Annotated in this window: 23 protein-coding genes; 19 read left to right on the forward strand and 4 right to left on the reverse strand. The window is 65.9% G+C overall.

The window, feature by feature from the left end; genetic code table 11:
* Positions 1-9 precede the first annotated feature (9 nt).
* From SM191_RS12510 to SM191_RS12535, 6 genes are all read left to right on the forward strand, one after another.
* Positions 10-1,812 carry an ABC transporter ATP-binding protein/permease gene (locus SM191_RS12510; protein WP_341506481.1) on the forward strand — a complete coding sequence of 601 codons (1,803 nt, stop codon included), beginning with the start codon at positions 10-12 and terminating at the stop codon, positions 1,810-1,812.
* Entirely contained in the window at positions 1,809-2,618 is an 810-nt protein-coding gene (locus tag SM191_RS12515) for a MotA/TolQ/ExbB proton channel family protein (protein WP_341506482.1), read from the forward strand. The genes SM191_RS12510 and SM191_RS12515 overlap by 4 nt, the downstream gene beginning before the upstream one ends.
* A gap of 3 nt (positions 2,619-2,621) precedes the next feature.
* On the forward strand, positions 2,622-3,029 hold the full coding sequence (locus SM191_RS12520) for an ExbD/TolR family protein (protein WP_341506483.1): 408 nt from the start codon (positions 2,622-2,624) through the stop codon (positions 3,027-3,029).
* Positions 3,030-3,079: 50 nt separating this feature from the next.
* Positions 3,080-3,760, forward strand: coding sequence for an energy transducer TonB (locus tag SM191_RS12525; protein WP_341506484.1), 681 nt, complete (start codon positions 3,080-3,082; stop codon positions 3,758-3,760).
* Positions 3,761-3,920: 160 nt separating this feature from the next.
* Positions 3,921-4,430 carry a sigma-70 family RNA polymerase sigma factor gene (locus SM191_RS12530; protein WP_341506485.1) on the forward strand — a complete coding sequence of 170 codons (510 nt, stop codon included), beginning with the start codon at positions 3,921-3,923 and terminating at the stop codon, positions 4,428-4,430.
* Positions 4,420-5,391, forward strand: a complete 972-nt coding sequence (locus SM191_RS12535) for a DUF4880 domain-containing protein (RefSeq protein WP_341506486.1) — start codon at positions 4,420-4,422, stop codon at positions 5,389-5,391. The genes SM191_RS12530 and SM191_RS12535 overlap by 11 nt, the downstream gene beginning before the upstream one ends.
* A 96-nt stretch (positions 5,392-5,487) precedes the next feature.
* Here the strand turns inward: SM191_RS12535 and SM191_RS12540 are convergent, their stop codons facing one another.
* Both SM191_RS12540 and SM191_RS12545 read right to left on the reverse strand, forming a co-directional pair.
* Positions 5,488-8,112, reverse strand: a complete 2,625-nt coding sequence (locus SM191_RS12540; protein WP_341506487.1) for a glycoside hydrolase family 31 protein — start codon at positions 8,110-8,112, stop codon at positions 5,488-5,490.
* Positions 8,113-8,270: 158 nt separating this feature from the next.
* Positions 8,271-10,937, reverse strand: coding sequence for a TonB-dependent receptor (locus SM191_RS12545; protein ID WP_341506488.1), 2,667 nt, complete (start codon positions 10,935-10,937; stop codon positions 8,271-8,273).
* A gap of 299 nt (positions 10,938-11,236) precedes the next feature.
* Between SM191_RS12545 and SM191_RS12550 the strand changes: the two genes are divergently transcribed.
* The 13 genes from SM191_RS12550 to SM191_RS12610 all read left to right on the forward strand — a co-directional run bounded on the left by SM191_RS12550 (position 11,237) and on the right by SM191_RS12610 (position 23,411).
* Entirely contained in the window at positions 11,237-12,358 is a 1,122-nt protein-coding gene (locus SM191_RS12550; protein ID WP_341506489.1) for a mandelate racemase/muconate lactonizing enzyme family protein, read from the forward strand.
* The gene (locus SM191_RS12555; protein WP_341506490.1) at positions 12,355-13,632 is read left to right on the forward strand and encodes an MFS transporter; all 1,278 of its coding nucleotides are present in this window, start codon (positions 12,355-12,357) and stop codon (positions 13,630-13,632) included. Before SM191_RS12550 ends, SM191_RS12555 begins: the two co-directional genes overlap by 4 nt.
* A gap of 75 nt (positions 13,633-13,707) precedes the next feature.
* A complete protein-coding gene (locus SM191_RS12560) occupies positions 13,708-14,415 on the forward strand; it encodes a GntR family transcriptional regulator (protein ID WP_341506491.1) in 708 nt (235 codons plus the stop codon).
* Positions 14,416-14,592: 177 nt separating this feature from the next.
* A complete protein-coding gene (locus SM191_RS12565; RefSeq protein ID WP_341506492.1) occupies positions 14,593-16,680 on the forward strand; it encodes a right-handed parallel beta-helix repeat-containing protein in 2,088 nt (695 codons plus the stop codon).
* Complete coding sequence (locus tag SM191_RS12570) at positions 16,677-17,063, forward strand: L-rhamnose mutarotase (RefSeq protein WP_341506493.1); 387 nt, start codon at positions 16,677-16,679, stop codon at positions 17,061-17,063. Before SM191_RS12565 ends, SM191_RS12570 begins: the two co-directional genes overlap by 4 nt.
* A complete protein-coding gene (locus tag SM191_RS12575; protein WP_341506494.1) occupies positions 17,060-17,791 on the forward strand; it encodes an SDR family oxidoreductase in 732 nt (243 codons plus the stop codon). The genes SM191_RS12570 and SM191_RS12575 overlap by 4 nt, the downstream gene beginning before the upstream one ends.
* A gap of 4 nt (positions 17,792-17,795) precedes the next feature.
* A complete protein-coding gene (lldD, locus tag SM191_RS12580) occupies positions 17,796-18,950 on the forward strand; it encodes an FMN-dependent L-lactate dehydrogenase LldD (protein ID WP_341506495.1) in 1,155 nt (384 codons plus the stop codon).
* Between the two features lie 15 nt (positions 18,951-18,965).
* On the forward strand, positions 18,966-19,823 hold the full coding sequence (locus SM191_RS12585; protein ID WP_341506496.1) for a fumarylacetoacetate hydrolase family protein: 858 nt from the start codon (positions 18,966-18,968) through the stop codon (positions 19,821-19,823).
* A 62-nt stretch (positions 19,824-19,885) separates the two neighbouring features.
* Positions 19,886-20,941: an aldo/keto reductase gene (locus SM191_RS12590; RefSeq protein ID WP_341506497.1), complete on the forward strand. Its 1,056-nt coding sequence runs from the start codon at positions 19,886-19,888 to the stop codon at positions 20,939-20,941.
* Positions 20,938-21,912, forward strand: a complete 975-nt coding sequence (locus SM191_RS12595; protein ID WP_341506498.1) for a 2-hydroxyacid dehydrogenase — start codon at positions 20,938-20,940, stop codon at positions 21,910-21,912. Before SM191_RS12590 ends, SM191_RS12595 begins: the two co-directional genes overlap by 4 nt.
* Positions 21,902-22,705 (forward strand): AAA family ATPase, encoded by an 804-nt coding sequence (locus SM191_RS12600; protein WP_341506499.1) that lies wholly within the window; start codon positions 21,902-21,904, stop codon positions 22,703-22,705. Before SM191_RS12595 ends, SM191_RS12600 begins: the two co-directional genes overlap by 11 nt.
* Positions 22,702-22,824 (forward strand): hypothetical protein, encoded by a 123-nt coding sequence (locus tag SM191_RS12605; protein WP_341506500.1) that lies wholly within the window; start codon positions 22,702-22,704, stop codon positions 22,822-22,824. Before SM191_RS12600 ends, SM191_RS12605 begins: the two co-directional genes overlap by 4 nt.
* Positions 22,825-23,201: 377 nt before the next feature.
* Positions 23,202-23,411, forward strand: coding sequence for a glycosyl hydrolase family 28 protein (locus SM191_RS12610; protein ID WP_341506501.1), 210 nt, complete (start codon positions 23,202-23,204; stop codon positions 23,409-23,411).
* 393 nt (positions 23,412-23,804) lie between these two features.
* Here SM191_RS12610 and SM191_RS12615 read toward each other — a convergent pair whose 3' ends face one another.
* Positions 23,805-24,365, reverse strand: coding sequence for an NADPH-dependent FMN reductase (locus SM191_RS12615; protein WP_341506502.1), 561 nt, complete (start codon positions 24,363-24,365; stop codon positions 23,805-23,807).
* Between the two features lie 26 nt (positions 24,366-24,391).
* On the reverse strand, positions 24,392-25,372 hold a 981-nt coding region (locus tag SM191_RS12620; RefSeq protein ID WP_341506503.1), incomplete at its 5' end, for an aldo/keto reductase.

Below are 25,372 nucleotides of genomic sequence, written 5' to 3' on the forward strand. Positions count from 1 at the left end.
ACCGGGACGATGCGATCGCGTATCGTCGTCGATCCCCGCGATCGCAAGATCAACGCCGTCTTCTTTCGCCGCGTGGCGTTGCTGGTATGGCCCTATTGGCTGCGGCGATGGGCTTGGACGCCATGGGCGCTCTTGGCGGCGGCCTTCACCTGCAATGCGCTGAATGCGGTGGCGAGCGGCTACAACACCCAGCTTGTCGGGGAGCAGACCAACGCCCTTGTCGCCAAGAGCGTGGATACATATTGGCCGCTGACCCTGACGATCGCTGCCCTGTTCGTCGGCAAGGGAGTTGTTTCCTGGGTTAGCGACTTCGTGACCAGCTATCTCGAAGTGCACTGGCGCCGCTTTCTGACCACTTTGCTCGTCGACCGCTATCTGGCCAATCGTGCCTATTACGACATCAATATCGACAGGGACATCGACAACCCCGACCAGCGGATTCAGGAAGAGATCGCTCCGCTGTGCAAGGCACTGGTTGCCTTCCCTCCGATGATCTTTTCGATCGGCTTTTCGATTACGATCCAGATGGCGCTACTTTCCCGGATATCGCCGCTGATCGCACCGGCGATCTTCGTGCTTTCCGGTATCCGCATTCTGGCATTCTTCTATGTCTACCGGCCCGGAATCGGCATTGCGTGGGACGTCAAGATCGCCGAGGCGGACTTGCGCTACGGCGTCCTTCACGTTCGCGACAATGCCGAAACCATCGCCTTCTATGGCGGTGAGGAGGCCGAATGCCAGCAGATCGACACCCGCCTGCGCCACGCCGTGCGCCATTCGGTCCGCAACATCGTGAACGACGTTCGGGTCCAGTTCTTCATACGGCTGTTCGAGTTGGCGGAGTTCGCCCTGCCGTTGATCTTCGTCATCCCGCTCTATCTGTCGGGGAAGATCGAATTCGGTGCGATCGCCTCGGCCGCAATGGCGACCATGGTCATCCAGAGCGCGATCGGCAATTTCGAAAGGTTGATCCCGACCTTGTCCCATGTCGCGCCCAATGCCGTGCGTCTCGCGCAAGTTTTAGAAAAATCACGGGAAATCGAAGAGCGGCACCGGACGCGCGCGGAGAAGCCCGGTCAGCATTCCATCGCGCTTTTTCGCGGCGGCGATGCGATCCGGGTCGATCATGTGACCTATCAGACGCCGGGCGGCGAACGCAGCCTGGTGCGGGATATCAGTTTCGACCTGGAGCCCGGTCAGCGCATGATCGTGGTCGGCCAGACGGGCGTCGGCAAAAGCTCGTTCCTGCGCATCCTCGCCGGCTTGTGGACGCGGGGCAGTGGACGGCTGGATCTGCCGCCGCTGGAGCGGATGCTGTTCATGCCGCAAAAGCCGTATATGATGCTGGGCACGCTCCGCAGCCAGTTGATCTACCCGAAGCAGGATGCTGGCGATGTCGAGGACGAGGTGTTGCTGGCGGCGCTGCGGCGCGTCAATCTGGGCGATCTGGTCGCCTATCATGGCGGCCTCGACGCCGAACAGGACTGGTCGCGCATCCTGTCGCTAGGGGAGCAGCAGCGGATCGGCTTCGCCCGCTTCCTCATCAGCAAGCCCGCCCATGTTTTCCTCGACGAAGCGACCAGTGCGGTCGACGTCGCGACCGAGGCGCTGCTGTACGGCCTGCTGGTCGAAGCGGGCGCGACCGTGGTCAGCGTCGCGCACCGCACCAGCATCATTCCGTTCCACCACCTCATGCTGGAACTACGCGAGGGCGGCTGGTCGCTGCGCCCCGCCACCATGCCGTCACCGCCGGTTGCCGAGGGCGTCATGGCGGATCAATCCAACGCCGCATTGCCGGAGATCGACAGATGACAGGTAAATCGACGCAAATTGCCATCGGCATCGGTGCTGGGGCGCTGGCCGCTCCGGGGATCGCCGCGGCACAGGCCCCCGGCGGAACGACGGTTCAGGTCGATTTCGACGCCTTTGCCATGTTCGTGAACGCGGAACCCGTGGTGAAGGCGGTCATGCTGATCCTGCTGGCGGCCTCGTTCGTCAGTTGGACCCTGTGTGTCGTCAAGCTGAGGGAGTTCCGGTCGGGGCTGTTGGCCGTCGAGGCGGCGACCGTCAGGCTCGCCAGCGCCAAAAGCCTGTCGGATGTCGACGGGCTGGACTCCGCGACCGCAAGGATGGCGCAGGCGGCGGTCGATGAGATCGCGCAATCGGCATCGTTGATCCAGGCCGGAAGCATCGCAGGCGCCGGTCAGCGGGCGGAGGACCGGATCGCCCGGATCGAGGGGGATGCGGTGGCGACGATGCGACGCGGGCTGCCGGTCTTCGCGTCGATCGGTTCGGTGGGGCCGTTCGTCGGGCTGTTCGGAACGGTGTGGGGCATCATGCACAGCTTCACCGGCATCGCCGCGGCCAAGACGACCAGCCTCGCCGTCGTCGCACCGGGCATTTCGGAGGCGTTGCTCGCGACCGCGCTCGGCCTGGTCGCGGCGATCCCGGCGACGGTGATGTACAACTACCTGGTTCGTCGCCTGGCCGTCTATCGCGGCGCACTGGAGATGACCGCGACGCTGGTCGCCGGGCTTGCCGGGCGTGAGATCGAGGATATGGCGCTGGCGGCGGGACGGAAGCAAGCCGCCTTCATCCCACAAGCGCGGAGCGCCTGAGCCATGGCGATATCGAACAAGCTCGGCGACGATCTGGAGGAATGCGCCGACCTGAACCTGACGCCGTTCATCGACGTGATCCTCGTCCTGCTCATCATCTTCATGGTCGCGGCACAGGCGTCCAACGTGTCGCAGTCTGTGGACCTGCCGGGATCGAACGCGAAGACGACACCGCCCGCGACGCGCCCGGTGGTCGTATCGATCGACGCACGCGGAACGCTGTCCGTCAATGATCGCCCCACGTCTCGCCGCGAACTCGGCCGCGCGCTGGCCGCCGCCGGTGCCCGCGCCGATGATCGCCTGTTGCTGGCCGCCGACAAGACCCAGACCTATCAGGCGCTGATGGACATTTTCGACGATCTTCGCGCGGTGGGCTACACCCGCGTCGCCCTGGCCGCGCGAGAGCGGTAGGGATGGGCGATCCGGGATCATCATCGGAATGGCGCAGGCTTGCGCCCGGCTTGCTGGTCGCAGCGGCGCTCCACGGCGGCATCATCCTGGGCCTGGCGCTGAAATTCGGCCAGCCTTTCCAGGTCATAGCGGCACCGCCCAGCCTGGCGGTGGAGCTGGTGCCGCTGCCGCCATCGCCCGCACCGCAACCGCCGCGGCCGCAGCGGCAACCCGACCAGCCGCAGCCCACCCCAGCGCCGCCGACGCCGCCCTCACCGCTGGACAAGCTGAAGCTGCCCACCGCGCTGGCGCATGACGATGTCACGCTGCCCCCGCCGGCGGTGTCGAAGCCACCACCGCCCGCCGCTCCTGCCGCGCCCGACGTTCCGGTTCAGGCGGCCGCCGTCAAACAGGCCGATCGCGATCGGACCGCCAGCGCCATCAACAGCGACGCCAACGCCAAGCCGAACTGGGAGTCGATGGTCCTGGCGCGTCTGGAGGCGGCCAAACGCTATCCGGCGTCGGCGCGCTTCGCCCATGAGGAAGCAACCATGGTCGTCCGCTTCACCGTCAGTCGCGCGGGCAAGGTGCGCGACGTGCGGATCGTCGGTCGCAGCCCGTTCGTCGATCTGGAAGAGGAAACGCTGGACCTGCTGCATCGCGTCCGTCTGCCACCGCCTCCGGCGTCGATCGGCGACCAGGATCTGACGCTGACCGTGCCGATCGAATTCTCGATCAGCACCGCCCGTTGAAAACGCCCCCTCGACATGGAGCGGCGGGCGCATACACTCCTCCGAAACAAGTGATTCGAGAGGATATGTCTGGCGGCGGGCCATGCGGTGGATGGGGGGCAATCGTGTCGGATATCTCGAGCATTCTGGGGCTTCCGTGCCTCCGGGGGGATCGCCTCTAATGGCGGCGGCCGAGCCTTCCGTCGCGCTGGATGGCATCTTCCGCCTGCATCACGACTGGTTGCGCCGGTGGCTTCGCCCGCAAATGACCCATGCGCATCTGGCCGAGGATATCGCGGCCGAGACGATGCTGCGGCTGATCACGATCGCCGCGCGTCAGACGATCGTGGAGCCGCGTGCGGTCATGACCGTGATCGCGCGGCGTCTGATGTCCGACCTCCGCGCCAAGGACATCGTCCGGCTTCAATATGCCGCCGCCGTCGCCCATCTGCCGCCCGCGCTCGAACCGTCGGCGGAGGACCGCCTTATCATCCTCGAGGCGCTCCGGCGGATCGAGCGCGTCCTGCGACCGGTGTCTGCCAAGGCGCGGACGGCCTTTCTGCTCAGCCAGATCGATGGGCTTCGCCATGCCGAGATCGCGGAACGGCTGGGCATCTCGGTCAGCATGACGCGCAAGCACATCGCCGCAGTGATGCAACGCTGTTATCAAGAGTTCCAGGATGACGAATAGGGCCATGTCGGCGGCGCCACCGCCGCATGTCGTGAACGAAGCGATCGGCTGGATGATGGCCGTGCGGGAGGATGCGCTGACACCCGCCGAACGCGCCGAATTCGATGCGTGGCTGGCCCGCGATGTCACACATCGTTGCGCCTGGGACCGCCTCAACGGTGCCCTGACGCCATTCCATTCCGTCTCGACCAGCGTCAGCGGCGCCGCGCTCGCCGCCTCGATCGACCGTCAGGCGATCTCCCGCCGCGCCGCGCTGCGGAAGGGCGGCGGCGCGGTGGCGGCATCCGTGCTGGCGCTGTTGCTCGCCGATCGCGTGACCCCGCTGGTGGACCTGTTCGCGCAATATCGCACCTCGACCGGGCAGCGCCGCCGGTTCGACTTGCCGGACGGGAGCGTGCTGATGCTGGACGCCCGCAGCGCGGCCGATCTGGTGGCCCCCGGCGGGCGGAGGCATGGACTGACGATCGACGAAGGTATCGCGCTCGTCGACGCCAGGGCGGCCGAGTCGCCCTTCGGCGTGGCGATCGGCGGGTTGCGGGCGAAATGGCGGGAAGGCCGGGCGATGTTCGTCAATCGAGCGGGCGTACGCCAGGCGATCGCTGTCGATCATCCCCTCTTCGTCGACCTGCCAGGTTCGGCCTCGCGGATGTTGGCGCCGGGCCGGGGAATCCAGTGGGACGGCAACCGCTTCGTCGAACTGGCGTCGAACGAAGTCCTGAATTCCGCCAGTTGGGTGGAGGGCAAGCTGATCCTTCACGACCGCCCTTTGCGCGCGCTGATCGACGCCGTCCGTCCCTATCAGATGGGCATCCTGTCCATCACCGAGCAGGCGGCACGGATTCATGTGAGCGGTGTCTTCGATCTCGACAGGACCGAAGAGACTTTGGAGATGATCGCCTCGTTGTTCCCCATCCGCATCGTCCGGTTCGGACGCTTCTTCCTGCGTATCGAACCGGGCTGACGGATCACTCTTCCTGTTATTCGCTGGCCACGCATCCTTTCGCGTTATGGAATGATTCGGACAGCCATGGGGCCTGAATCCTAAGCACGGAATTTGCTACCGGAAACGATGGGAGGCTCCCTTCACGCCAAAGGTCATTTCAACAGGTTCCGCCACGTCGCCACCCTGTCCGTGCAAGACAGCCTTGAAACGGCTTGAGGCATAGGCGCCGACCGGCTTTCCTGCGGCGCGGCGAAGGGTCAGGGTGCGCGTCGCGTCGTTCCAGCGGCAGGTGACGATGGCATGGTCGCCCTGTTCATAGGCATAGTCGAGCCCGCTATCCTCATAGACCTCGCAAATGCCGTCGGCGCCCGGATAGACGTGGAGCACGATGCGGTCGCGGATGCTCTCGGCGGTCGACTGGGTCACCGGCCCATGCGCGACGATGCTGCCGGCGCGGACATGGACCGGGATGCGATCGACCGGGGCCGGGACGTCATGGACCTGTCCGCCCTGACGTCGCTCGCCCGTCCAGTAATCATACCAGCCGCCGGGCGTCGACGGCAGATAGACAGGCCACCGCTCGACCCCGCCCTTCAGCACCGGCGCGACGTGGAGCGCCCGGCCGAACATATAGCTGTGCGTCTGGTCGAGCGCTTTGTCGTCGTTCGGGAAGTCGAACACCAGCGGCCGCATCAACGGCGCGCCGGTCCGCCAGCAATCCGCCCCCATCGAATAGAGATAGGGCATCAGGCGATAGCGGAGTTCGAGATATTGCCGTCCGACCCGCTCGACCGTCTCGCCGAAGCGCCAGAGTTCGGTGTCGGTCTGATAGCCATGCACGCGCTGGAGCGGCAGGAAGGTGGCATATTGCAGCCAGCGCAGGAAGCATTCGTGATAGGCGGGGTCGGTATATTGCCCATTGCCCGGCCGGAAGAAGCCGCCCGCATCGACCGTCCAATAGGGATAACCGGCCGCCGCCATGTTGAGCCCCGCGGGCACCTGGCGGCGCAGCGTGTCCCAGTCGCTGCCGATATCGCCCGACCATGTCGCGGAGGCATAGCGCTGCTGCCCCAGAAAGGCCGATCGGGTCAGGATCATGACGCGCCTGCCCGGATCGAAGGAGCGCTGTCCGTTGTAGACGGTCCGCGATACCTGGAGCGGGTAGGTCAGCCGGACGCGTTCGCCCGGCCCGCCGAACATCTCACGACCCGCCAGGTCGTCATTCTCCGGCTCGGTCGCATCCTGCCACCATGCGTTGATGCCGAGGATCGAAAGCCGAAGCGACTGGTTCCTGGCGTAGAATTGCGCGGCCTCCGGGTTGAGCATGTCGACCCAGTTGGTGTCCTCGATATAATAGCCCAGGCCAGCGACCTGTTTCCCCAGTTCCGAATCCCGGCCGATCGCCGCCCAGACCGACAGCATAAACCGCATGTCGAGCGCGTGCAGATCCTTCACCATCGCCGCCGGATCGGGATAGTCGGCCTCGTCGAAGCGCATCGCGCTCCAGCCATATTTGCCCCAATATTGCCAGTCCTGGACGATGACGTCGACGGGCAGGCGACGCCGCCGGAACTCGCGGGCATTTTCCAAGATCTCTTCCTGCGAGTTGTAGCGCTCGCGGCACTGGATGAAGCCATAGGCCCAGCGCGGCATGATCGGGACCGCGCCGAGCAGGTCGCGATAGCCGCGCATCACCTCGTCCGCCGACGGCCCCGCGATCACGACATAATCGATCGCCTCGGCGACCGGCGACTGCCACTGCGTCATCGGACGCACGGGACCGACATGCAGGACCGGTGCCTCGTCGCTTTCGGCGCGCACCCGGACATGATGCTCGCCCGCGCTCAGCGGAGCGATCATACTGGTCGTCGGCGGCAGCCAGCGATTGGCGAAGTCGAACAGCGGCTTGCCGTCGATCTCCATATAATAGCGCGACGTCATCCTGCGCCCCAGGTCGAGCAGCAGCGCATGATCGCCCGCCGTTGCGACCGTGAAGCGGCCCTCGAAAATCGCGGGCCGTCGCGCCACGGTCGCGTTGCCGTTGGTCGTGGTGACGTCGACATTGCTTGCCCCGCCATCATAACCGACCAGGGCCAGATCGACGCGCGCTTCGGCTGGGTTGAGTTCGCTGAGGCCCGTATTGTGCCACAGCAGGCCATAGCCATGGCTGGACAGGACGAAGGGCAGGCTGATCTGCGTGTTCACCTGGGTCAGCCGTCGCGGCAGTCCGCGCAGGTTCAGCGCGCCATCCTGGAAGCAGCCGGTGCCATAAAGGCGCTCGTCCGGCGCGGAGTCGAATCCCTGCGTCGCGGCCATCGTCGCATGGTTGCGGACCCTGGCGTCGACCAGCGAGCGCGTGCCCGGCGTCTCGCGCAGCAGCAACCGGCCGCTCGCGTCATGAAAGCTCAGCACGCCCGATGACCGATCGAACGAACAGCGCAACGCGGGCAGACGGAGGGAAGGGGCCGCCCCCTTCGAAACCACCGCCGCCGGGAAATGCTGGCCGGGATCGGCCAGGATGTCCGGCATCGTCAGGATCGGGGTCGGCGGTCGGCGGGTGAAACGCACCCGCACGGCCCGTTCGGTCAAGGCCGTCAGTTCGAGCGTTCCACCATCGACGGGGATCGAGAGATCCGCACGCGGGACCGCCGCCTTGGCCCGAAATGGCAGGGTCGTGATGGCACCTATGGCCGTTGCGCTCTGAAGCATCGCGCGGCGGGAAAAGGTGAAATGGTCCATCGAACTCCCCGAGTCGAACTGTCGTCAGCCCATTCTCGGCAAGGCCGGAGGAGCCGTGATTTCGATATGTAGCTTTACGCTATTATCGAAGCAGTCAATGATGTTCGGGGGCAGCCGGAGATCAGGGCTGGCTGCCCCCTTGAATCACGGATCGCGCGTCAGAACTTCGCCCGCAGACCGATCAGGTAGCGTCGGCCGGTCAACCGGTAGCCAAAGACCTGCTCCGGAACTTCGGAATAGGTGAACTCCTTGGCATTGTTCAGGTTCAGGGCGTTGGCGCTCAGCGTCAGGTGCGGATTGATGTCGTACATCAGGCTGGCGTCGATCTGGCCATAGCTGGCGAAGTAGAGCGGCAACCCATTACGCCCATTGGCCTGGGCGAGATATTTGTCGCGCCAGCTATAGGCGACGCGCGCCTGGAGCCCGTATTTCTCGTAGAAGCCGACCAGGCTGTACGAGTTCTTCGACAGGCCCTCCAGACCATAGCTGGTTCCGGTGACCTGATTCTCGTAATTCGCGTCGCTTGCGGTGTAGGTGTAGTTGGCCTGCACGCCCAGGCCATCAAGCGGGGAGGGCAGGTTGCGGAAGGCCTGCCGGTAGTTCAGCTCGAAGCCCTTGACGACGGCACCCTTGCCATTGGTGGGCGTGTTCACCTGGAAGGTGATCTGATCGACCTTCTGCGGAGAGGTCGAACGCGAAACGAAGCTGTCGATGCTCTTGTAGAACACCGCGCCCGACAGCAGCGAGTAGCGATCGATATACCATTCGACCGCCGCGCCGACCTGCGACGCCCGGAACGGCAGCAGGTTGGGATTGCCGCGCGTGATCTGCTCATTGCCGGGGTTGGACAGGATCGACTGCGCGGGCGACAGATCGGTCAGGGTCGGACGGCTCATGACGCGCGACGCATCGGCGCGGATGACCAGCTTGTCGGTCAGGTCGAGGCGCGCGTTGAACGACGGCAGCAGGTCGGTGTAATGCCCCTTGAAGCCGACCGGCACGACCGGCGACAGCACGATCGTATTCTGTCCGGTGCCGTTCGACACCGCGCTGATGATGGTCTGGGCCGCGCCGTCCGAACTGAAGCTGGTATCCTCGAACCGAACGCCGGTGTTGATCGCCAGCGGCATGGTGCCGAGTTCGGTCTTCACGTCGAACATCAGATAGCCGATCCACACCCGCTCCTTGACCACGGAGCTTTGCGCCGGATCGTAGACGGGCCGCTGATAGCCGACGAAGCCCGGTGCGGTGCTCTTGAAGCCGGCCAGCGTGCGCGCCATTTCGCGCGGGTCATAGGTCACCCACTGGCGGATCGTGTTGCCGTCATAGCCGGGAAACCAGTTGGATGGGGTGACGGAGAAGAGCGAGGACGGAAGCGGATAATAGACCTGGCCGCCGCAAAAGGCGCATTGCGAGGCACCGGGTTGTGCGATTGTGCTCGCGAGCTTGTCGCGATTCTCCCGCGCCGCGCCGATCGAAATTTTGACGTCGTCCGTCGGGCTCCACTCGCCATCGATATGGGCTTCCAGCGTCTTGTCGGTGGTGTTCGTTCCTCCCGCGAATTCGTAATGGGCGCCGATGTGCGATAGATCGGTAGGCGCGTTGGCATAGCCTGGATTGCTGAAGGCGAGGTTGAAGATGGGCGACCCGGTTCGGCTATCCCACTCCATCGTCGTATTCGTGCGCCGGATCGTCGAAAAATACTGATCGTCATTGCCGCGTCGCGTCGCACGCGATGCCGACAGATCGCCGCTGATCTTGAGCGGGCCGTGATCCCATGTCAGGTTGCCGCCGATGAGCAGCGTGTCGGCCTTTCGTGGCGTCCGCGTCACGATCTGGTCCATCGTGCCACCTGTGAACTGCTGGTAAACCGCGCGGTTGTTCGACCCGACCACCATCTTCGACAGGGTGCCGCCGCTGAAGTCATAGGCCAGGCCGCTCCCGGTATCGAGCTGGTCGAGGCGCGAGTAGAAGGCATCGCCGGTGAAGGTCAGTTCCTCGGTCGCCTTGGCCTGTATGGTGCCGCTCAGGCCGATCCGCTCACGGTCCGAAAAGGACATGGAGGGCGAGATGTTGGACGGCATGATGACGTTGTTGAACGCGCCGACCGACGATGCGACGCGACCTTTATAATAATCGTCATTATTGCTGTGGCGGACCCAGCCTGCACCGATGTCGAACGAGTCGACCCGGACGTTGCGCTTCTGATAGGACGCCACCAGCGATGCGCCGATCGTCTCGTCCGCATTGTGCCAGCTTACCACGGCGGACGCGCGCGGGTTCCACTTGGCGGACAGGTCGTCATACTGCATGTCGAACGACCCGGCGAGGACGAACGACTTTTGCGTCAGCGGGCGAAGCGTGCGGATGTCGACTGTGGCGCCGATGCTGGCGCCGTTCAGCCTAGCCATCGGGCTCTTGAACACGTCCGCGCCCGCGATCAGTTCGGACGGCAGGATGTCGAAGCTGAACTCGCGACCGATATTGTCGGTCGCCAGCGTACGTCCGTTCAGCGTCACGACGTTGAACTGCGGACCCAGGCCACGAACGGAGACGAACTGCCCGTCGCCGCCGTTGCGAGTGATGGTCACGCCGGGGATGCGCTGGAGCGACTCGGCGACATTCTGCTCCGGCAATTTGCCGATGTCCTGCGTGGTGATCGAGTCGACCTGATTGATCGCCGCACGCTTGAGGTCGATCGAGGCCTGCTGACTGGCGCGCAGGCCCGTGACGATGATGTCGGCGGAGGACGGCGCATCCGCATCGGCGGGCGTTGCCGATTGGTCGGTGCCACGCGCCCCCGGAGAGGCGGTGCTCGGCGACAAACCATCCTGAGTTTGGGCGAAAGCCGGTGCCGATACCGCAACCAAGCCCACGCCACACAATAAAGCCATTTTTACAGCCATTTGCCCCTCCTTTTGAAAATCATCTTTACGTGATTCTGATATATCAATATCGCGAAATTTTATTTGTGCAAGCGGTGTGTTGTGGGATGGCTCACAAAGAGGAGGGCGGGGTGCGACAGAAGACAATGACCGGAATGTCTTCACGCGCATCCAAAAATCGCTTGCACGATGAATCCAATTGAATATGTATTTTGATATATCAGAATAGGAGAGGTGTGATGGGGCAGCGATCGACGCTGACGGAATTCCGTATCACGCGATTTCAGTATCCGCGCATCCGCCCCGTCGGCGACTCGCAGGTGCGAAGCGAAGAGGTCAATGTCGCGACGCTGGAACTGATCGACGGTGAGGGGCGGGTGGGCCTGGGCTTCGTCCAGGCGCTGTTCACCGTCCTGCCCGATGCGGACGAGATCACGCGAATCTTCGCCGAACAGGCCTGGCCGAATCTGGAGGGCAAGCGGCCGATCGAACTGGCGATGGCGGTGCGCCATGCACGCGGCGGCAATGCCCGGCGGATGACGCTACCGTTCGAGGAGGCGATCCAGCACGCGGTCTGGGATCTGCTCGCGCAACAACAGGACATGCCGCTGTGGCGCATGTTGGGCGGCGATCGGGAATCGGTGCCGGTCTATGCCAGCGGGCTGGACTTCCACCTGTCGGACGCGGACTTTGTCGAGTTGTTCGGCAACGCGGCGGAGCAGGGTTATGACGCGTTCAAGATCAAGGTCGGTCATCCCGATCTGGCGCGCGACCTGCACCGTCTCGACCTGTTGCGCCAGGCGGTGGGCGCGGGGCGCAAGGTCATGGTCGACGCCAACGAAGCCTGGACCGCGCAGCGCACGATCGAGGCGCTGCGCTGCTTCAGCCGCGCGGGGCATGAGATATACTGGGTCGAGGACCCGGTCCCGCGCGACGATATCGACGGGCTGCGGCTCATCCGCCAGCAGGGCGTGACCTATGTCAATTCGGGCGAGTATCTGGATTTGACGGGCAAGCGGCGGTTGCTGGAGGCGCAGGCCTGCGACATGCTCAACGTCCATGGCCAGGTCGGCGACGTGATGCGCGCCGCGTGGCTGGCGGGGGAGCATAATGTCGAGGTGACGCTGGGCAACAGCTTCCTGGAAATCGGGGTCAACATGGCGCTGGCGCTGCCCGGCGTGCGGTGGCTGGAATATAGCTTCCAGAATTTCGACCATCTGGTTGAGCAGCCTTTCCGTATGCGCGATGGCAAGATCTACGGCAGCGACCAGCCGGGCCACGGCTTGCGGCTGAGCGACGCGGCGCGGCGTCACCACAGCCGGCCCGAACTGTCCAGCGCCAGCCCGTCGGTCCCGGCATGACGATGTCGCGTCCCTCATTGGCGGCGGCGGGAGGGGCGATGAACCGTCCGGCGCAGCATTGGCGGCTGATCGTCAGCCTCGGCATCGTCTTCTTCGTGCTGCTGACCCTCTATGCCAGCGTGCTGGGCGTCCTGCTGCCCAACCAGATCCAGGATATCGACCCCGCGACCAAGACCCGGACATTGGGCATCGTCTTCGCGATCACCTCGGTATTCAGTACGCTGGTGACGCCGCTGGCCGGGGCGCTGTCGGACCGGACGCGCAGCCGCTTCGGGCGGCGGACGCCGTGGATCGTGATCGGCGGCGTGATCGGGGGCGGGGCCATCATCCTGGTTCCCCATGGCTCCGGCATCGTGTCGGTGACCGCCTTCTGGATCGTGGCGACGGTCAGCCTCAATTCGATGCAGCCCGCGATCACCACCATCGTCGCGGATCGCTTCGTCGAGGAGCAGCGCGGCTTCGTGTCCGGCGTGGTCGGCGCGGCGATGACGGCGGGCGTGTCGGCGGGCACCATCTTCGGCGGTCTGCTCGCGCACGACCTGCCGCGCGCCTATCTGATCCTGGGGGTTGCCATCATCGTCGCCTGCCTGGGCTTCGTCGCGCTCAACCGGGAACCGCGCGAGGCGCTGCCCCCGGCACCGCCCTTCCATCTCGGCGCATTCCTGAAATCCTTCTGGATCGATCCGCGCCAGCACCCCGATTTCGCCTGGGCGTTCCTCGGCCGCTTCACCATCTATATGGGCTATCAGGCGATCGTGACCTACCTGCTCTATATCCTTCAGGATTATGTCGGGCTGTCGCAAGGGGATGCCAATGGGATGATCGCGCGGCTGTCCTCGGTCACCTTCGTCGCGCTGGTCGTGTCGGGGCTGGTCTCGGGCTGGCTGTCGGATCGCCTGCGTCGTCGCAAGCCGCTGGTCTTCGCGGCGGGCATCATCATGGCGGTGGCGGTGAGCGCACCGCTGATCCAGCCCAATGCCAGCGGCATGTTCGCCTATGCCGTGCTGATCGGGCTGGGTTATGGCGCGTTCATGTCGGTGGACCTGGCGCTGATGACGCAGGTCCTGCCCGCCGGAACCGGATCGGCGGAGGATACCGGCAAGGACCTGGGCATCCTGACCACCGCCGTCAACGTGCCCCAGATCCTCAGCCCGGTGCTTGCCGCGATGCTGCTGGGGATGACGGGCAACGACTATCCGCTGCTCTTCATGGTCGCGGGCGCATTCGTCCTGATCGGGGCCTGTTTCGTCCTGCCGATCCGCAGTGTGCGGTGATGGCTGACATATCAATTTCCCTTCGCGCGCGCGCGATGTTGATCCGTCGTGCCGATCCACCCTATTCAGGTTGCCATGGCACGCACCAAGATATCGCATTCCGAGACCGAAACCGCGGCTTCGCCCCCGCCCAAGGAGACCCAGGGGCTGGCCGAGCAGGCGTATCGCGCCATCCTTCAGGGGCTGTTCGACCGGACCATTCCGTCGGGCGCGGAATTGTCGCAGAGCCTGTTGATGAAGCGGCTGGGCATCACGGTGCAGCCGCTCCGCGACGCGCTCCGCACGATGGAGGCGGAGGGGCTGGTCTCGATCCATTCGCGCTCCTGCATCCGCTTCATCAAGGCCGATCTGGAACTGTCGCGCTCGACCTATCAGTTCCGCTCGCTGCTCGAGCGGCCGGGCGCCCGCGCGCTGGCCGAGACGGGGGAGGCCAGCGATATCGAGGAGATGCTGGCCGATCACCGCGCGCTGATCGCCGATCTGGAGGAGAACGGCCTTCATGCCGAGCAGGAGGCGCGGCTGAAGGAGATGGAGGAGCGGCTGCACGGCGCGCTGATCACCGCGCTCCGCAATCCGCTGATCGAGATCACCGCCCGGCGGTTAAAGAATTACGTCACGCTCGTCCGGCTCGATCGGCTGGTGACCACGCCGCTGGCGCTTCGGACGCTACGCGAGCATCTCGAAATCCTGGAGGCCTGCGCCCGGCGCGACGCCGATGCGGCGGAGGCGGCGCTGGCGATGCATTTCAAACAGGCGTTGCAGCGGATCCTCGGCATGGAGTGAGGGCATGCGCGTGATCGACGCCCGCCATAAGGGGGCGCTCGACACCGCAGCGCATCGAGGGGTGATCCCGTGACGATAGCGTCGGCCGACCCGTCGGTCGCGACCGACGTCGTGCATTCTCCGCAGACCGGCGTCCGGAATGCGGGGCAAGACATTCATACGATAGGAGAGAAGGCGATGCGGAAGCTGCTTGGGTTGCTCACGACCGGGATGACCGCCGCGATCATGGCCGCGCCGGGGGTGGCGCAGACCCTGCCCGCGCCGTCCATTCCCCCCGAACCCATCCCCGCGACCGCCGAGGAGATGCTGAAGACCCCGCATATCCTGCGGCGACCTGCTGGCGTGCCGGTGGTCGTCACCGTGTCACCGCGCGGCGACGATGCCGGGGACGGCTCGCCCGAGCGTCCGTTCGCGACGTTGACGCGGGCGCAGGCGGCGGTCCGGCAGCTCAATCGCGGGAGCGACGTCACCGTCCGGCTGATGGACGGTATCTATCGCCTGCCCGCGCCGCTCCATTTCGGCGCGGCGGACGGCGGGCAGAACGGCCATGTCGTCCGTTGGGAAGCGGCTCCCAATGCCCGACCCGTCCTGTCCGGCGGCACCAGCGTGACGGGCTGGCGGCTGGCCGATGCGCAAGCCGGCATCTGGGTCGCGTCGATCCCGATGGGCTCGGCGCCGCGCCAGATCTGGGTCGAGGGGCGGATGGCCAAGCGCGCCACCGTCGAGGCGTCGCGCCGCGCCTTCGCCTTCCACGACTGGGGGATCGAGATCGTCGATCCGGCATGGCGGTTCCTGGCCGACCTGCCCGACCAGGGCCGCATGGAGGTGGAGGGGACGAGCTGGTTCACGCACCGCCACGCCGTGGTCGACCATATCGACGGCAACCGCATCGTGATGAAGCAGCCGGGCTGGCAGAACAGCATCATCGGCTATGACACGATCGCCCAGCCGCTGTCGGGGGAGAAGGCGCGCTTCTTCCTGGTGAACGCGCTCGCCTTTCTGAAGAAGGGCGGGGAATACTACGCCGATCCCGCCAAGGGGCAGCTTTACTACAAGCCGCGCGCGGACGAGGACATGGCGAGGGCGGAGGTGGTGATGCCGACGCTGCAATCGCTGGTCGCGATCGGCGGCACCTATGACGTTCCGGTCCGCGACTTGGCCTTTGTCGGGCTGTCGTTCCAGCATACCAGTTGGCTCGCCCCTTCCGGCCCGGACGGCTATGCCAGCCAGCAGAGCGGCGCGTTCCTGTCGGGACGGGTGCCCGACTATCCCGACCAGCCGATCCGCGATTGTAGCTGGGGGTGCCGCGCCTTCGAGACGACGCGTAACCGCTGGCATCAGCAGCCCGCCGCCGTCCAGGTCGCGGCGGCCACCCGCATCCGGTTCGAGCGCGATGATTTCACCCATCTCGGCCAGATCGCGCTGGGGGTCGGCAACAACGCCGACGCCAATGAGCGCGGCATCGGCATGGGCACGACCGCGATCACGATCGAGCGCAACCGCTTCCTCGATCTGGCGGGCGGCGCGATCATGGTCGGCGGCATCACGCCCGACGCGCATCACCCCGCCGTGCCGGAAGCGGGGGTCCGCGACATCCTGATCCGCAACAATATCGTCAAGGGCGTGTCGCAGGATTACCACGAACAGGCGGGCATCCTGGTCACCTATGCGACCGGCGCGGTCATCGTGCACAATGACGTGTCGGACGCGCCCTATGACGGGATCGATGTCGGCTGGGGCTGGGGCACCAACGATCCGGGCGGCAGCCCCGCTTACCGGGTGGCGAGCCGGGGCTATTACGATCACCCTGACAATCGCGTCTACGACACCCCGACCATCCTTCGCGACACGGTCATCCTGGGCAATCGCGTGCACAATGTGAAAAGCTGGTTCCCGGACGGCGGCGCCATCTATCACCTGTCGGCGGACCCCGGCGCGCTGATCGCGGAGAATTACGTCTATGACGTGCCGGGCGGGATCGCGCTCTATCTGGACGAGGGATCGCGCTACGTCACGATGCGGAACAATGTCGTCAGCAATGTCGGCGTCTGGCTGAACCTGAATTCGCAGGGCGACATGCTGCCGCTGCGTACCGCGATGGACAATGTCGCGGAGAAGAACTGGTATGATTCCGGCCGCCAGACCGGCGCATGGACCGACTATCTGAACAATCGCGCGGTCGACAATATGCTGGTGAAGGGCGGCGCATGGCCCGCCGCCGCCCGTGCGATCATGGACCGCGCCGGTGTGGAGCCCGAAAAGTGAGCGACGCGTCCGCTGGCATGGCGACGCGCCGTATCGTTCGGATCATGGACCTGGCCGACGATCCGGCGACGCTCGCCGCCTATGACCAGGCCCATGCGCCGGGCAACACGCCGCCGGAGGTGATCGCGGCGCAGCTTCGCCATGGGATCGCCGAACTGCAAATCTACCGGGCGGGCTGTCGGCTGGTGATGCTGATGGACGTGACGCCCGATTTCGATCCCGAGGCGCTCGATGCCGAGCGCCATGTGCAGGCGGCGATCGACCAATGGCATGTGCGGATGGGAGCGTTGCAACGACCGCCCTTCGCCGATGGCGAAGCATGGCCGGAGGCGGTGCGCGTCTTTCGGCAGTCGGATCATAGCAAAGAAACGGAACAGGCATGAAGCGATTGGAAGGAAAGCGCGCGCTGGTCACCGGCGCGGCGCAGGGGATAGGCCGGGCGACGGCGGAGATGTTCGTTCGCGAGGGCGCGACGGTCTTTGCGCTCGACCGGAACGGGGACGCGCTGGCGGGACTGGCCGGATGCACGCCGGTCGTCGCCGACCTGCTCGACGCGGCGGCGGTCGATGCGCTGGCGGAGCGGGTGGGGACGCTCGACATATTGGTCAACTGTGCGGGCTATGTCGATGCGGGAGATATACTGAACACCGACGAGCGCGGCTATGCACTGTCGTTCGATCTCAACGTCCATGCGACGATGCGCGTGATCCGCGCGGTGCTGCCCGCGATGGTGGCGGCGGGCCGGGGGTCGATCGTCAACATCGCGTCGGTGGCGGGGGCGATGATCGGCGTGCCCAACCGCATGGCCTATTGCGCGTCCAAGGGGGCGCTGGCGGGCCTGACCCGGTCGGTCGCGGTGGATTATGTCGGCCTTGGCATACGATGCAACGCCATCTGTCCGGGCACGGTGCAGTCGCCCTCGCTCGACGAGCGACTCGCGGCCACCGGCAATGCCGAGGCGGCGCGCGCCGCCTTCGTCGCCCGCCAGCCGATGGGGCGGATCGGCACGGCGACCGAGATCGCGGCGCTGGCGCTGCACCTGGCGAGCGACGAAAGCGCCTATACCACCGGCTGCCTGATGGCGGTCGATGGCGGCTGGACCATGGCCTGACCGCATGGCGACGATCTCATCCGTCGAGGATTTCCGGACGGCGGCGCGGCGCAGGCTGCCGCGCTTCCTGTTCGACTATGCCGATGGCGGGGCCTTTGCGGAGGAGACGCTTCGCCGCAATGTCGAGGACTTGCGCGGGGTGACGTTGCGCCAGCGGGTGCTGCGCGATGTCGCGAATGTGGACCTCGGCACGACGATCCTCGGCCGTGACATGCCCTTGCCGGTCGTGCTCGGCCCGGTCGGGATCGGCGGCATGTTCCGACGGCGCGGCGAGGTGCAGGCGGCGCGTGCGGCGCATCGGCACGGCGTGCCTTTCACTCTGTCGACGGTCGCCATCTGCGCGATGGACGAGGTGCGGACTGCGCTGCCTGAGGGACCCTTGTGGTTCCAGCTCTATGTCATTCGCGACCGGGGTTTCATGCGCGAACTGATCGCGCGGGCCAAGGCGGCGCGGGCGGAGGCGCTGGTGTTCACGGTCGACATGCCGATCCCCGGCATCCGCTACCGCGACGCGCATTCGGGCATGTCGGGGCGGTTCGGCCCGGCGCGTCGCGTCATGCAGGCGCTCGGCAAGCCCGGCTGGGCCTGGGACGTGGGCCTGCGCGGGCGGCCGCACCGGCTGGGCAATCTGGAGCCCGTGCTCGGCCGCGATAGCGGCATGAACGATTATATGGGCTGGCTGGGCGCGAATTTCGATCCGGGCATCATCTGGCGCGATCTCGAATGGCTGCGCGCCGAATGGGACGGCCCGCTGCTGATCAAGGGCGTGCTCGACGTCGAGGATGCACGCGCCGCCGCCGATTATGGCGCGGAGGCGATCATCGTCTCCAACCATGGCGGGCGGCAGCTCGACGGGGTGCTGTCCACGGCGGCGGCGCTGCCCGGAATCGCGGCGGCGGTGGGTGATCGCCTGACCGTGCTGGCCGATTCCGGCGTCCGCTCGGGCCTCGACGTCGTGCGTTTGCTGGCTTTGGGCGCGCGAGGCGTACTCCTGGGCCGGGCCTGGCTCTGGGCGCTCGCGGCGCAAGGCGAGGCGGGCGTCGACCGGATGCTGACCATGCTCGCGCAGGAGATGCGCGTGGCGATGACGCTGACCGGCGCGGCCTCGGTGCGTGCGATCACCGACGACATTCTCGTCCAATCTCCATCCATCCGATAGCTTGAAGGGATCATCATGAAACTCTGTCGTTACGGCGAAGCGGGCCAGGAAAAGCCGGGCCTGATCGACGATGCCGGTCGCATCCGCGACGTGTCGGCGCATGTCGTCGATTTCGGGCCCGACGCCATCGGGCCGGAGGCGCTTCGCCGCCTGTCCGCGCTCGCGCTCGACGACCTGCCGCTGGTCGAAGGGCCGGTGCGCTATGGCCCGCCGGTCAGCGGTACGCGCAAGTTCATCGCGATCGGGTTGAACTATGCCGACCATGCCGCCGAATCCAACCTGCCGATCCCCGAGGAGCCGGTGGTCTTCAACAAATGGGTCAATTGCATCCAGGGGCCCAATGACCCCGTCACCATCCCGCGCGACTCGGTGAAGACCGATTGGGAGGTCGAACTGGGCGTGGTGATCGGCACCGGCGGCCATGATATCGCCGAGGCCGATGCGCTGGCCCATGTCGCGGGCTATTGCGTCATCAACGACGTGTCCGAGCGCCAGTGGCAGGCCGAGCGTGGCGCAACCTGGGACAAGGGCAAGGGCTTTCCGACCTTCGGCCCGGTCGGCCCCTGGCTGGTGACGGCGGACGAGGTGGGCGATCCCCAGGCGCTGTCGATGTGGCTCGACGTCAATGGCAAGCGGATGCAGGACGGCAACACCGCCACCATGATCTTCACGGTCGCGCAGATCGTGTCCTATTGCTCGCAATTCATGGCGCTGGAGGCCGGGGACATCATCACCACCGGCACGCCCCCCGGCGTCGGCCTGGGCCAGAAGCCCGCGCCCTGGTTCCTGAAGCCCGGCGACGAGGTCGCGCTCGGCATCGCCGGGCTGGGCGAGCAGCGCCAGCGTTTCGTCGCGGCCTCGCCCGTGCGCTGACCGTGACACCGGACCGTGGCTCGGCACGGGCCACGGTCCCCGTTGGCGAAAAGGTTCGACCGATGAATGCCTCTCCTCCTCTGCCCGTCCGCGCGCTCGGCGACACCGGGTTGCACGTCACCGAACTCGGCTTCGGGGCCGCCTCGCTCGGCAATGCCCATCGCGCGGTCGCGGACGATGCCGCCCGCGATGCCGTCTCGGCGGCGCTGGCGGCGGGTATCCGCTATTTCGACACCGCCCCCTTCTACGGACGCGGCCTGAGCGAGCGCCGCCTCGGCGATGCGCTTCGCGGCCAGGACGATGGCGCGCTGGTCCTCTCCACCAAGGTCGGCCGGCTGCTCGTGCCCGATGCCGCGTCGGGCCGGGGCGGGGAGGTCGATGGCTTCGTCTCGCCGATGCCGTTCCGTGTCGCCTATGATTATAGCCGCGACGGAATATTCCGGTCGTTCGAGGCCAGCCTGCACCGGCTGGGGCTCGACCGGATCGACATGCTCTTCGTCCACGATATCGGGCGGTGGAGCCGTGGCGCGGCGCATGACGCGGGCTGGGCGCAACTGACGCGCGGCGGCGGCTTCGATGCGCTGGTGTCGTTGCGCGAGCAGGGCGCGATCCGCGCCTTCGGCCTGGGCGTCAACGAGGTGGAGATATGCCTGGAGGCGATCGACGCCGCCCCGCTCGACGTGCTGCTGCTGGCCAACCGCTTTACCCTGCTGGAGCAGACGCCGCTCGACGCCCTGTTCCCCGCCTGCGCCGCGCGCGGCATCGCGGTGATCGCGGGCGCGCCCTATAACAGCGGCATCCTGGCGAGCGGCACGCAGGGGCCGGGGACTCCCTTCTACGACTATGCCCCCGCGCCTGCCGACATCGTCGCCCGTGTGCGGCGGATCGAGGCGGTGGCGGAGGCCTGGGGCATTCCGCTGGCGGCGGCGGCGCTGCAATTCCCGCTCACCCATCCCTGCGTCGCCAGCGTGCTGCCCGGCGTCGCCAACCCGCGCCGCCTGGCGCAGACGCTCGACCTGTACCGGACGCCGATACCCCCGGCCTTCTGGCAAACGCTGATCGCGGAGGGGCTGATCCGGGCGGACGCCTTCGCCGAAGATGCAAGGACCATCGCATGACCACCACCTATCCCATCGTCACCGTGACGCGGCGGCTCCCCGAGCCGGTCGAGACGGTGTTGACGCAGCGTTTCGACGCCCGCCTGAACGCGCAGGATCGCCCGCTCGACCGAGCCGCACTGGTTGCGGCGATGCGCGACAGCGACATCCTGCTGCCCACCATCACCGACCGGATCGACGCCGACCTGATCGCCACCGAGGGACGCCGGGTGAGGCTGATCGCCAATTTCGGCGCGGGCGTGGATCATATCGACCTGGCGGCCGCCGCCGCGGCGGGGATCGCGGTGACCAACACGCCGGATGCGCTGACCGACGCGACCGCCGAACTCGCCATCCTGCTGATGCTGATGGCCGCGCGCCGGGCGGGGGAGGGCGAGCGCGAGTTGCGCGCGGGCGACTGGACCGGATGGCGGCCGACCCATCTGGTCGGCCGGGGGCTGACCGGCGCGGTCCTGGGACTGGTCGGGTTCGGGCGGATCGCGCAGGCCACCGCCGCCCGCGCCAAAGGGCTGGGCATGACGATCCGCTATTTCAGCCGCACCGCCGCCGATCCGGCGACCGCCGCCGCGCTGGGGGCGGAACGCTGCGAGACGCTGGCCGAACTGGCGGCGGTGGCCGATGTGGTGTCGTTGCACGTCCCCGGCGGCGATGCCACGCGGCACATGGTCGATGCCGCCTTCCTGTCGGCGATGCGGCGCGACACGATCCTGGTCAACACCGCGCGCGGATCGGTCGTCGACGAGGCGGCGCTGGTCGAGGCGCTGGACGGCGGCCGGATCGGGGCGGCGGCGCTCGACGTCTATGAGCGCGAACCGGCGGTGCATCCGGGGCTGCTCGGCCACGCGCGCGCGGTGCTGTTGCCGCATCTCGGCAGCGCAACCATCGAGGCGCGCACCGCGATGGGGCTTCAGGCGATCACGAACATCGACGCCTTCCTGACCGGAACGGAGCTGCCCAACCGTGTCGCTTGAGGCAGTCGTCGCGCAGGCCATCGCCCGGCGGGCGGCGGAGATACCCGGTCGCCCCATCGTCGTCGGCCTCTGCGGCGCGCAGGGCAGCGGCAAGTCGACGCTGGCCGCCGCCTTGTGCGAACGGCTGGAGCGGGCGGTGACGCTGTCGCTGGACGATCTCTATCTGACGCGTCGCGATCGCGAGGCGCTGGCGCGCGATGTCCACCCCCTGCTGCGGACGCGCGGCGTTCCCGGCACGCACGATATCCCGCTGGGCCTGGCCGTGCTCGACGCGATCGGAGCGGGGGAGGCGGTGGCGCTTCCACGCTTCGACAAGGCGCGCGACGACCGAGCCCCGGTCGAGGCATGGCCGGTCGCCCCGGCGGACACGCGGGTCGTACTGTTCGAGGGATGGTGCGTCGGCGCGAAACCCGAAGCCGAAGCCGCGCTGCAAAGCCCCGTCAACAGGCTGGAGGCGAGCGAAGACGCATCGGGCCGTTGGCGATCCTTCGCCAACGCGGCGCTGGCGGGGCCCTATCAGGCCTTGTTCGGCCATATCGATATGCTGGTGCTGCTCGCCGCGCCGGGCTGGGACGTCGTCGCCACCTGGCGAATGCAGCAGGAACAGGCGCTACGGCAATCCGGGGCGAGCGGCCCCGGCGTGATGGACGATGCGCAGGTGCTCCGCTTCATCAGCCATTACGAACGTCTGACCCGCCACATCCTCGAAGAGATGCCGGGGCGGGCCGATCTTGTCCTTCGGCTGGATGACAGACGGCGTCCTATCCCAATTTTGATGATATCGGATCGATGACCATCAGCCCCGATCGATATTCACCGTATCGGGATCAATGCGGCGCCGAGATGGACGAAGCCGCGGAAGGGGATGGTTCAACGGTCATAGCGGACGGCGAAGCGCCGGAAGATGCTTGAGACAGCCAAAAACCACGTGATATCATTGCAATGCTTGTGAGCGCCCGCAGGTACAAGGCGGCCATGCCAGCGGCTATGCTTTTCCATGCGGCATTCGCGCGAGCGCGTTAGGAGCAAATTCCTAGAGCGCTTCTGCGCAAACCGGCGCGGGGGAAGCCGCGCGCGGCATCGATGGAACGACTAACCGTCGATACTATTGGGATGCGCCACAGGATGAGTACATCGGTCCCTTGATCAAGGCCAAGATGTGCCAGCCGGAACGAATGTCGTCCGGCCGCCGATCTGGCTCCTGCCGAGGCGATGTTTGATCGAACGAACTGCTCCCGGATAGAGCAGACCGTGACCGGCTGGCGCGCTACCTGCCGGAAGCAGATGTCATGTGGGCAGAGACGGGTGCTGAGTCTACCGGCCGCGAGACCAATGCCGGCGTCAGCGACATTCTCGTCCGCGACGTGATACTGGACGGCGCGCCCTCCGGCCTTCGTATCAAGAGCGACGCCAGCCGGGGCGGACCGGTGACCCGGGTGCGGTACGAGGGTGTCTGCCTGCGCGGCAATCGACGGCCGATCGACCTCGACACACTATGATGCCGGGATGATGCCGGGGCGAGCGGCACAGCGATACCGGTCTATCGCGACATCACGCTGCACGATGTTACCGGGACCGACGGTACGCTCATGCTGCGGGGGCATGACGCGAGCCACCCGATTCGGGTGCAGTTCGACGGTCTTCATTTCGTCTCACGTGCCCGGTGGCAGATCGAAAGCGCTGAGGTTTCGGCCGGGCCCGGCGGTGTCCCCCGACCCCGACCGAGCTCGACCTTGCTCCCGCAACTGGCCCGACAACTGATGGCGCCGCCCGCCGGATTCCCTTTCCTGCAGGAAATCAGGTCGGGCTTACATTCAAGGATGTTTACTCTCGCCCGTTATCAAAGGGTTAGCGGAGCAAGAAGCAAACATGAATATTGGTCGGACCTAGGTTTATCCCTTCTGATGGACGAGGTTTCTCGTCACAAACGTGGTGAAGGTGCTCATCCAGTTCTGAAAGAATGCCTGGCTCCCGTCGGCAAAGATGCCATCTTCGTTTACCAGATCGGCCTGCCATTGAATGTAAGTCTCAGGCTGCCCGAACATCGGCATATCAAAAAACGTGAGGACGCTGCGCAGATGTTGTTGCGCGATGGCTGTGCCAGTACCGCCGGGGGAAACGCCGACGATCCCTGCGGGACGACCTGACCATGAGTTGTCGCCATAGGGGCGTGAGCCATGATCGAGGGCGTTTTTCAGCGCACCGGGTATGGAGCGGTTATACTCCGGCGTGACAAAGAGGACGCCATCCGAAGCCTCGATGGCAGCCTTCATCCGGAGCACCGCCGCGCTTTGATTTGCGTCTTCGTCCTGATTGTAAAGCGGAAGGTCGCCGATCGACACGTCGACGAAATCGAAGTTCGACGGGGCGAGACGTATCAATGCGTCCGCGACGCGGCGGTTGATCGAGTCCTTGCGCAGGCTGCCGATGATGGTGGCAATACGATAGGTCATGGATAGTCCTTCGAAATGATGGCGGCTCAGGCTTCGATGCGCCCGCGGTCGCTCTGATAGACATTGGGGTCGAGGCCGAAGGAGCTCTGGTTCTGGTCGAGCGCGGAGATGCGGGTCATGTCCGCCTCGGACAGCTCAAAGTCCCAAGCTGCAAAATTATCAGCCAGATGCTTGGCGTCCGCTGCCTTCGGGATCACGACGAGGCCACTCTGGATGTGCCAGCGAAGGACCACCTGCGCGGCCGAACGTCCGAGGCGCTGAGCGATCTCGATGACCGCCTTCTGCTTCAGGATCAGGCCATGCTCCAGTGGGCTCCACGCCTGCGTCAAAATGCCCTTGGAGGTATTGTAGGCACGGAGTTCGCGCTGCTGGAAGCGCGGGTGCAGCTCGACCTGGTTGATGACCGGCGCCACGCCGGTTCCGGCAGTGATGCGATCGATCATCTCGGGGGTGAAGTTGGCAACGCCAATCGAGCGAACCCGGCCCTCATCCTGCAAGCGCACCAGCGCGCGCCAGCTTTCGGCGTACAGGTCCTTGGCGGGCTGCGGCCAATGGATGAGGTAAAGGTCGATCGACCCTATCAGCTTCTCGCTGGCATCGAAGGCGCGCAGGGCATTGTCATAGCCGTGGATGCCGTCCTGCAGCTTTGTGGTCACGAAGACCTCGCTGCGGTCGAGGTCGAGCGAGCGCAGGCCCTCGCCGACTTCGCCCTCGTTGCCATAGACGGTCGCGGTATCGAAGTGGCGATAGCCGACCTTGGCCGCCTCACGCATCAGCGCGGGCAACGTGCCTTCGGGCACATACATGACGCCCAGGCCCATTTGCGGGATGGCGGCACCGTCGCGCAACGGCAGCGTCCGTGCGGTATGATCCATAAAAGTCTCCGGATACAGCGCGTAGGGAATGGCACTAGGGTCCGGACTCATAACCACCAGATGACGGCGGCAGCGAAAGCGATTGCGCTGAGGAAGTTCTTGATGTTGCGGTCGAAGCGGGTAGCGATGCGT

It is taken from the genome of Sphingomonas sp. 2378 (assembly GCF_038084995.1).
Lineage (GTDB): Bacteria > Pseudomonadota > Alphaproteobacteria > Sphingomonadales > Sphingomonadaceae > Sphingomonas.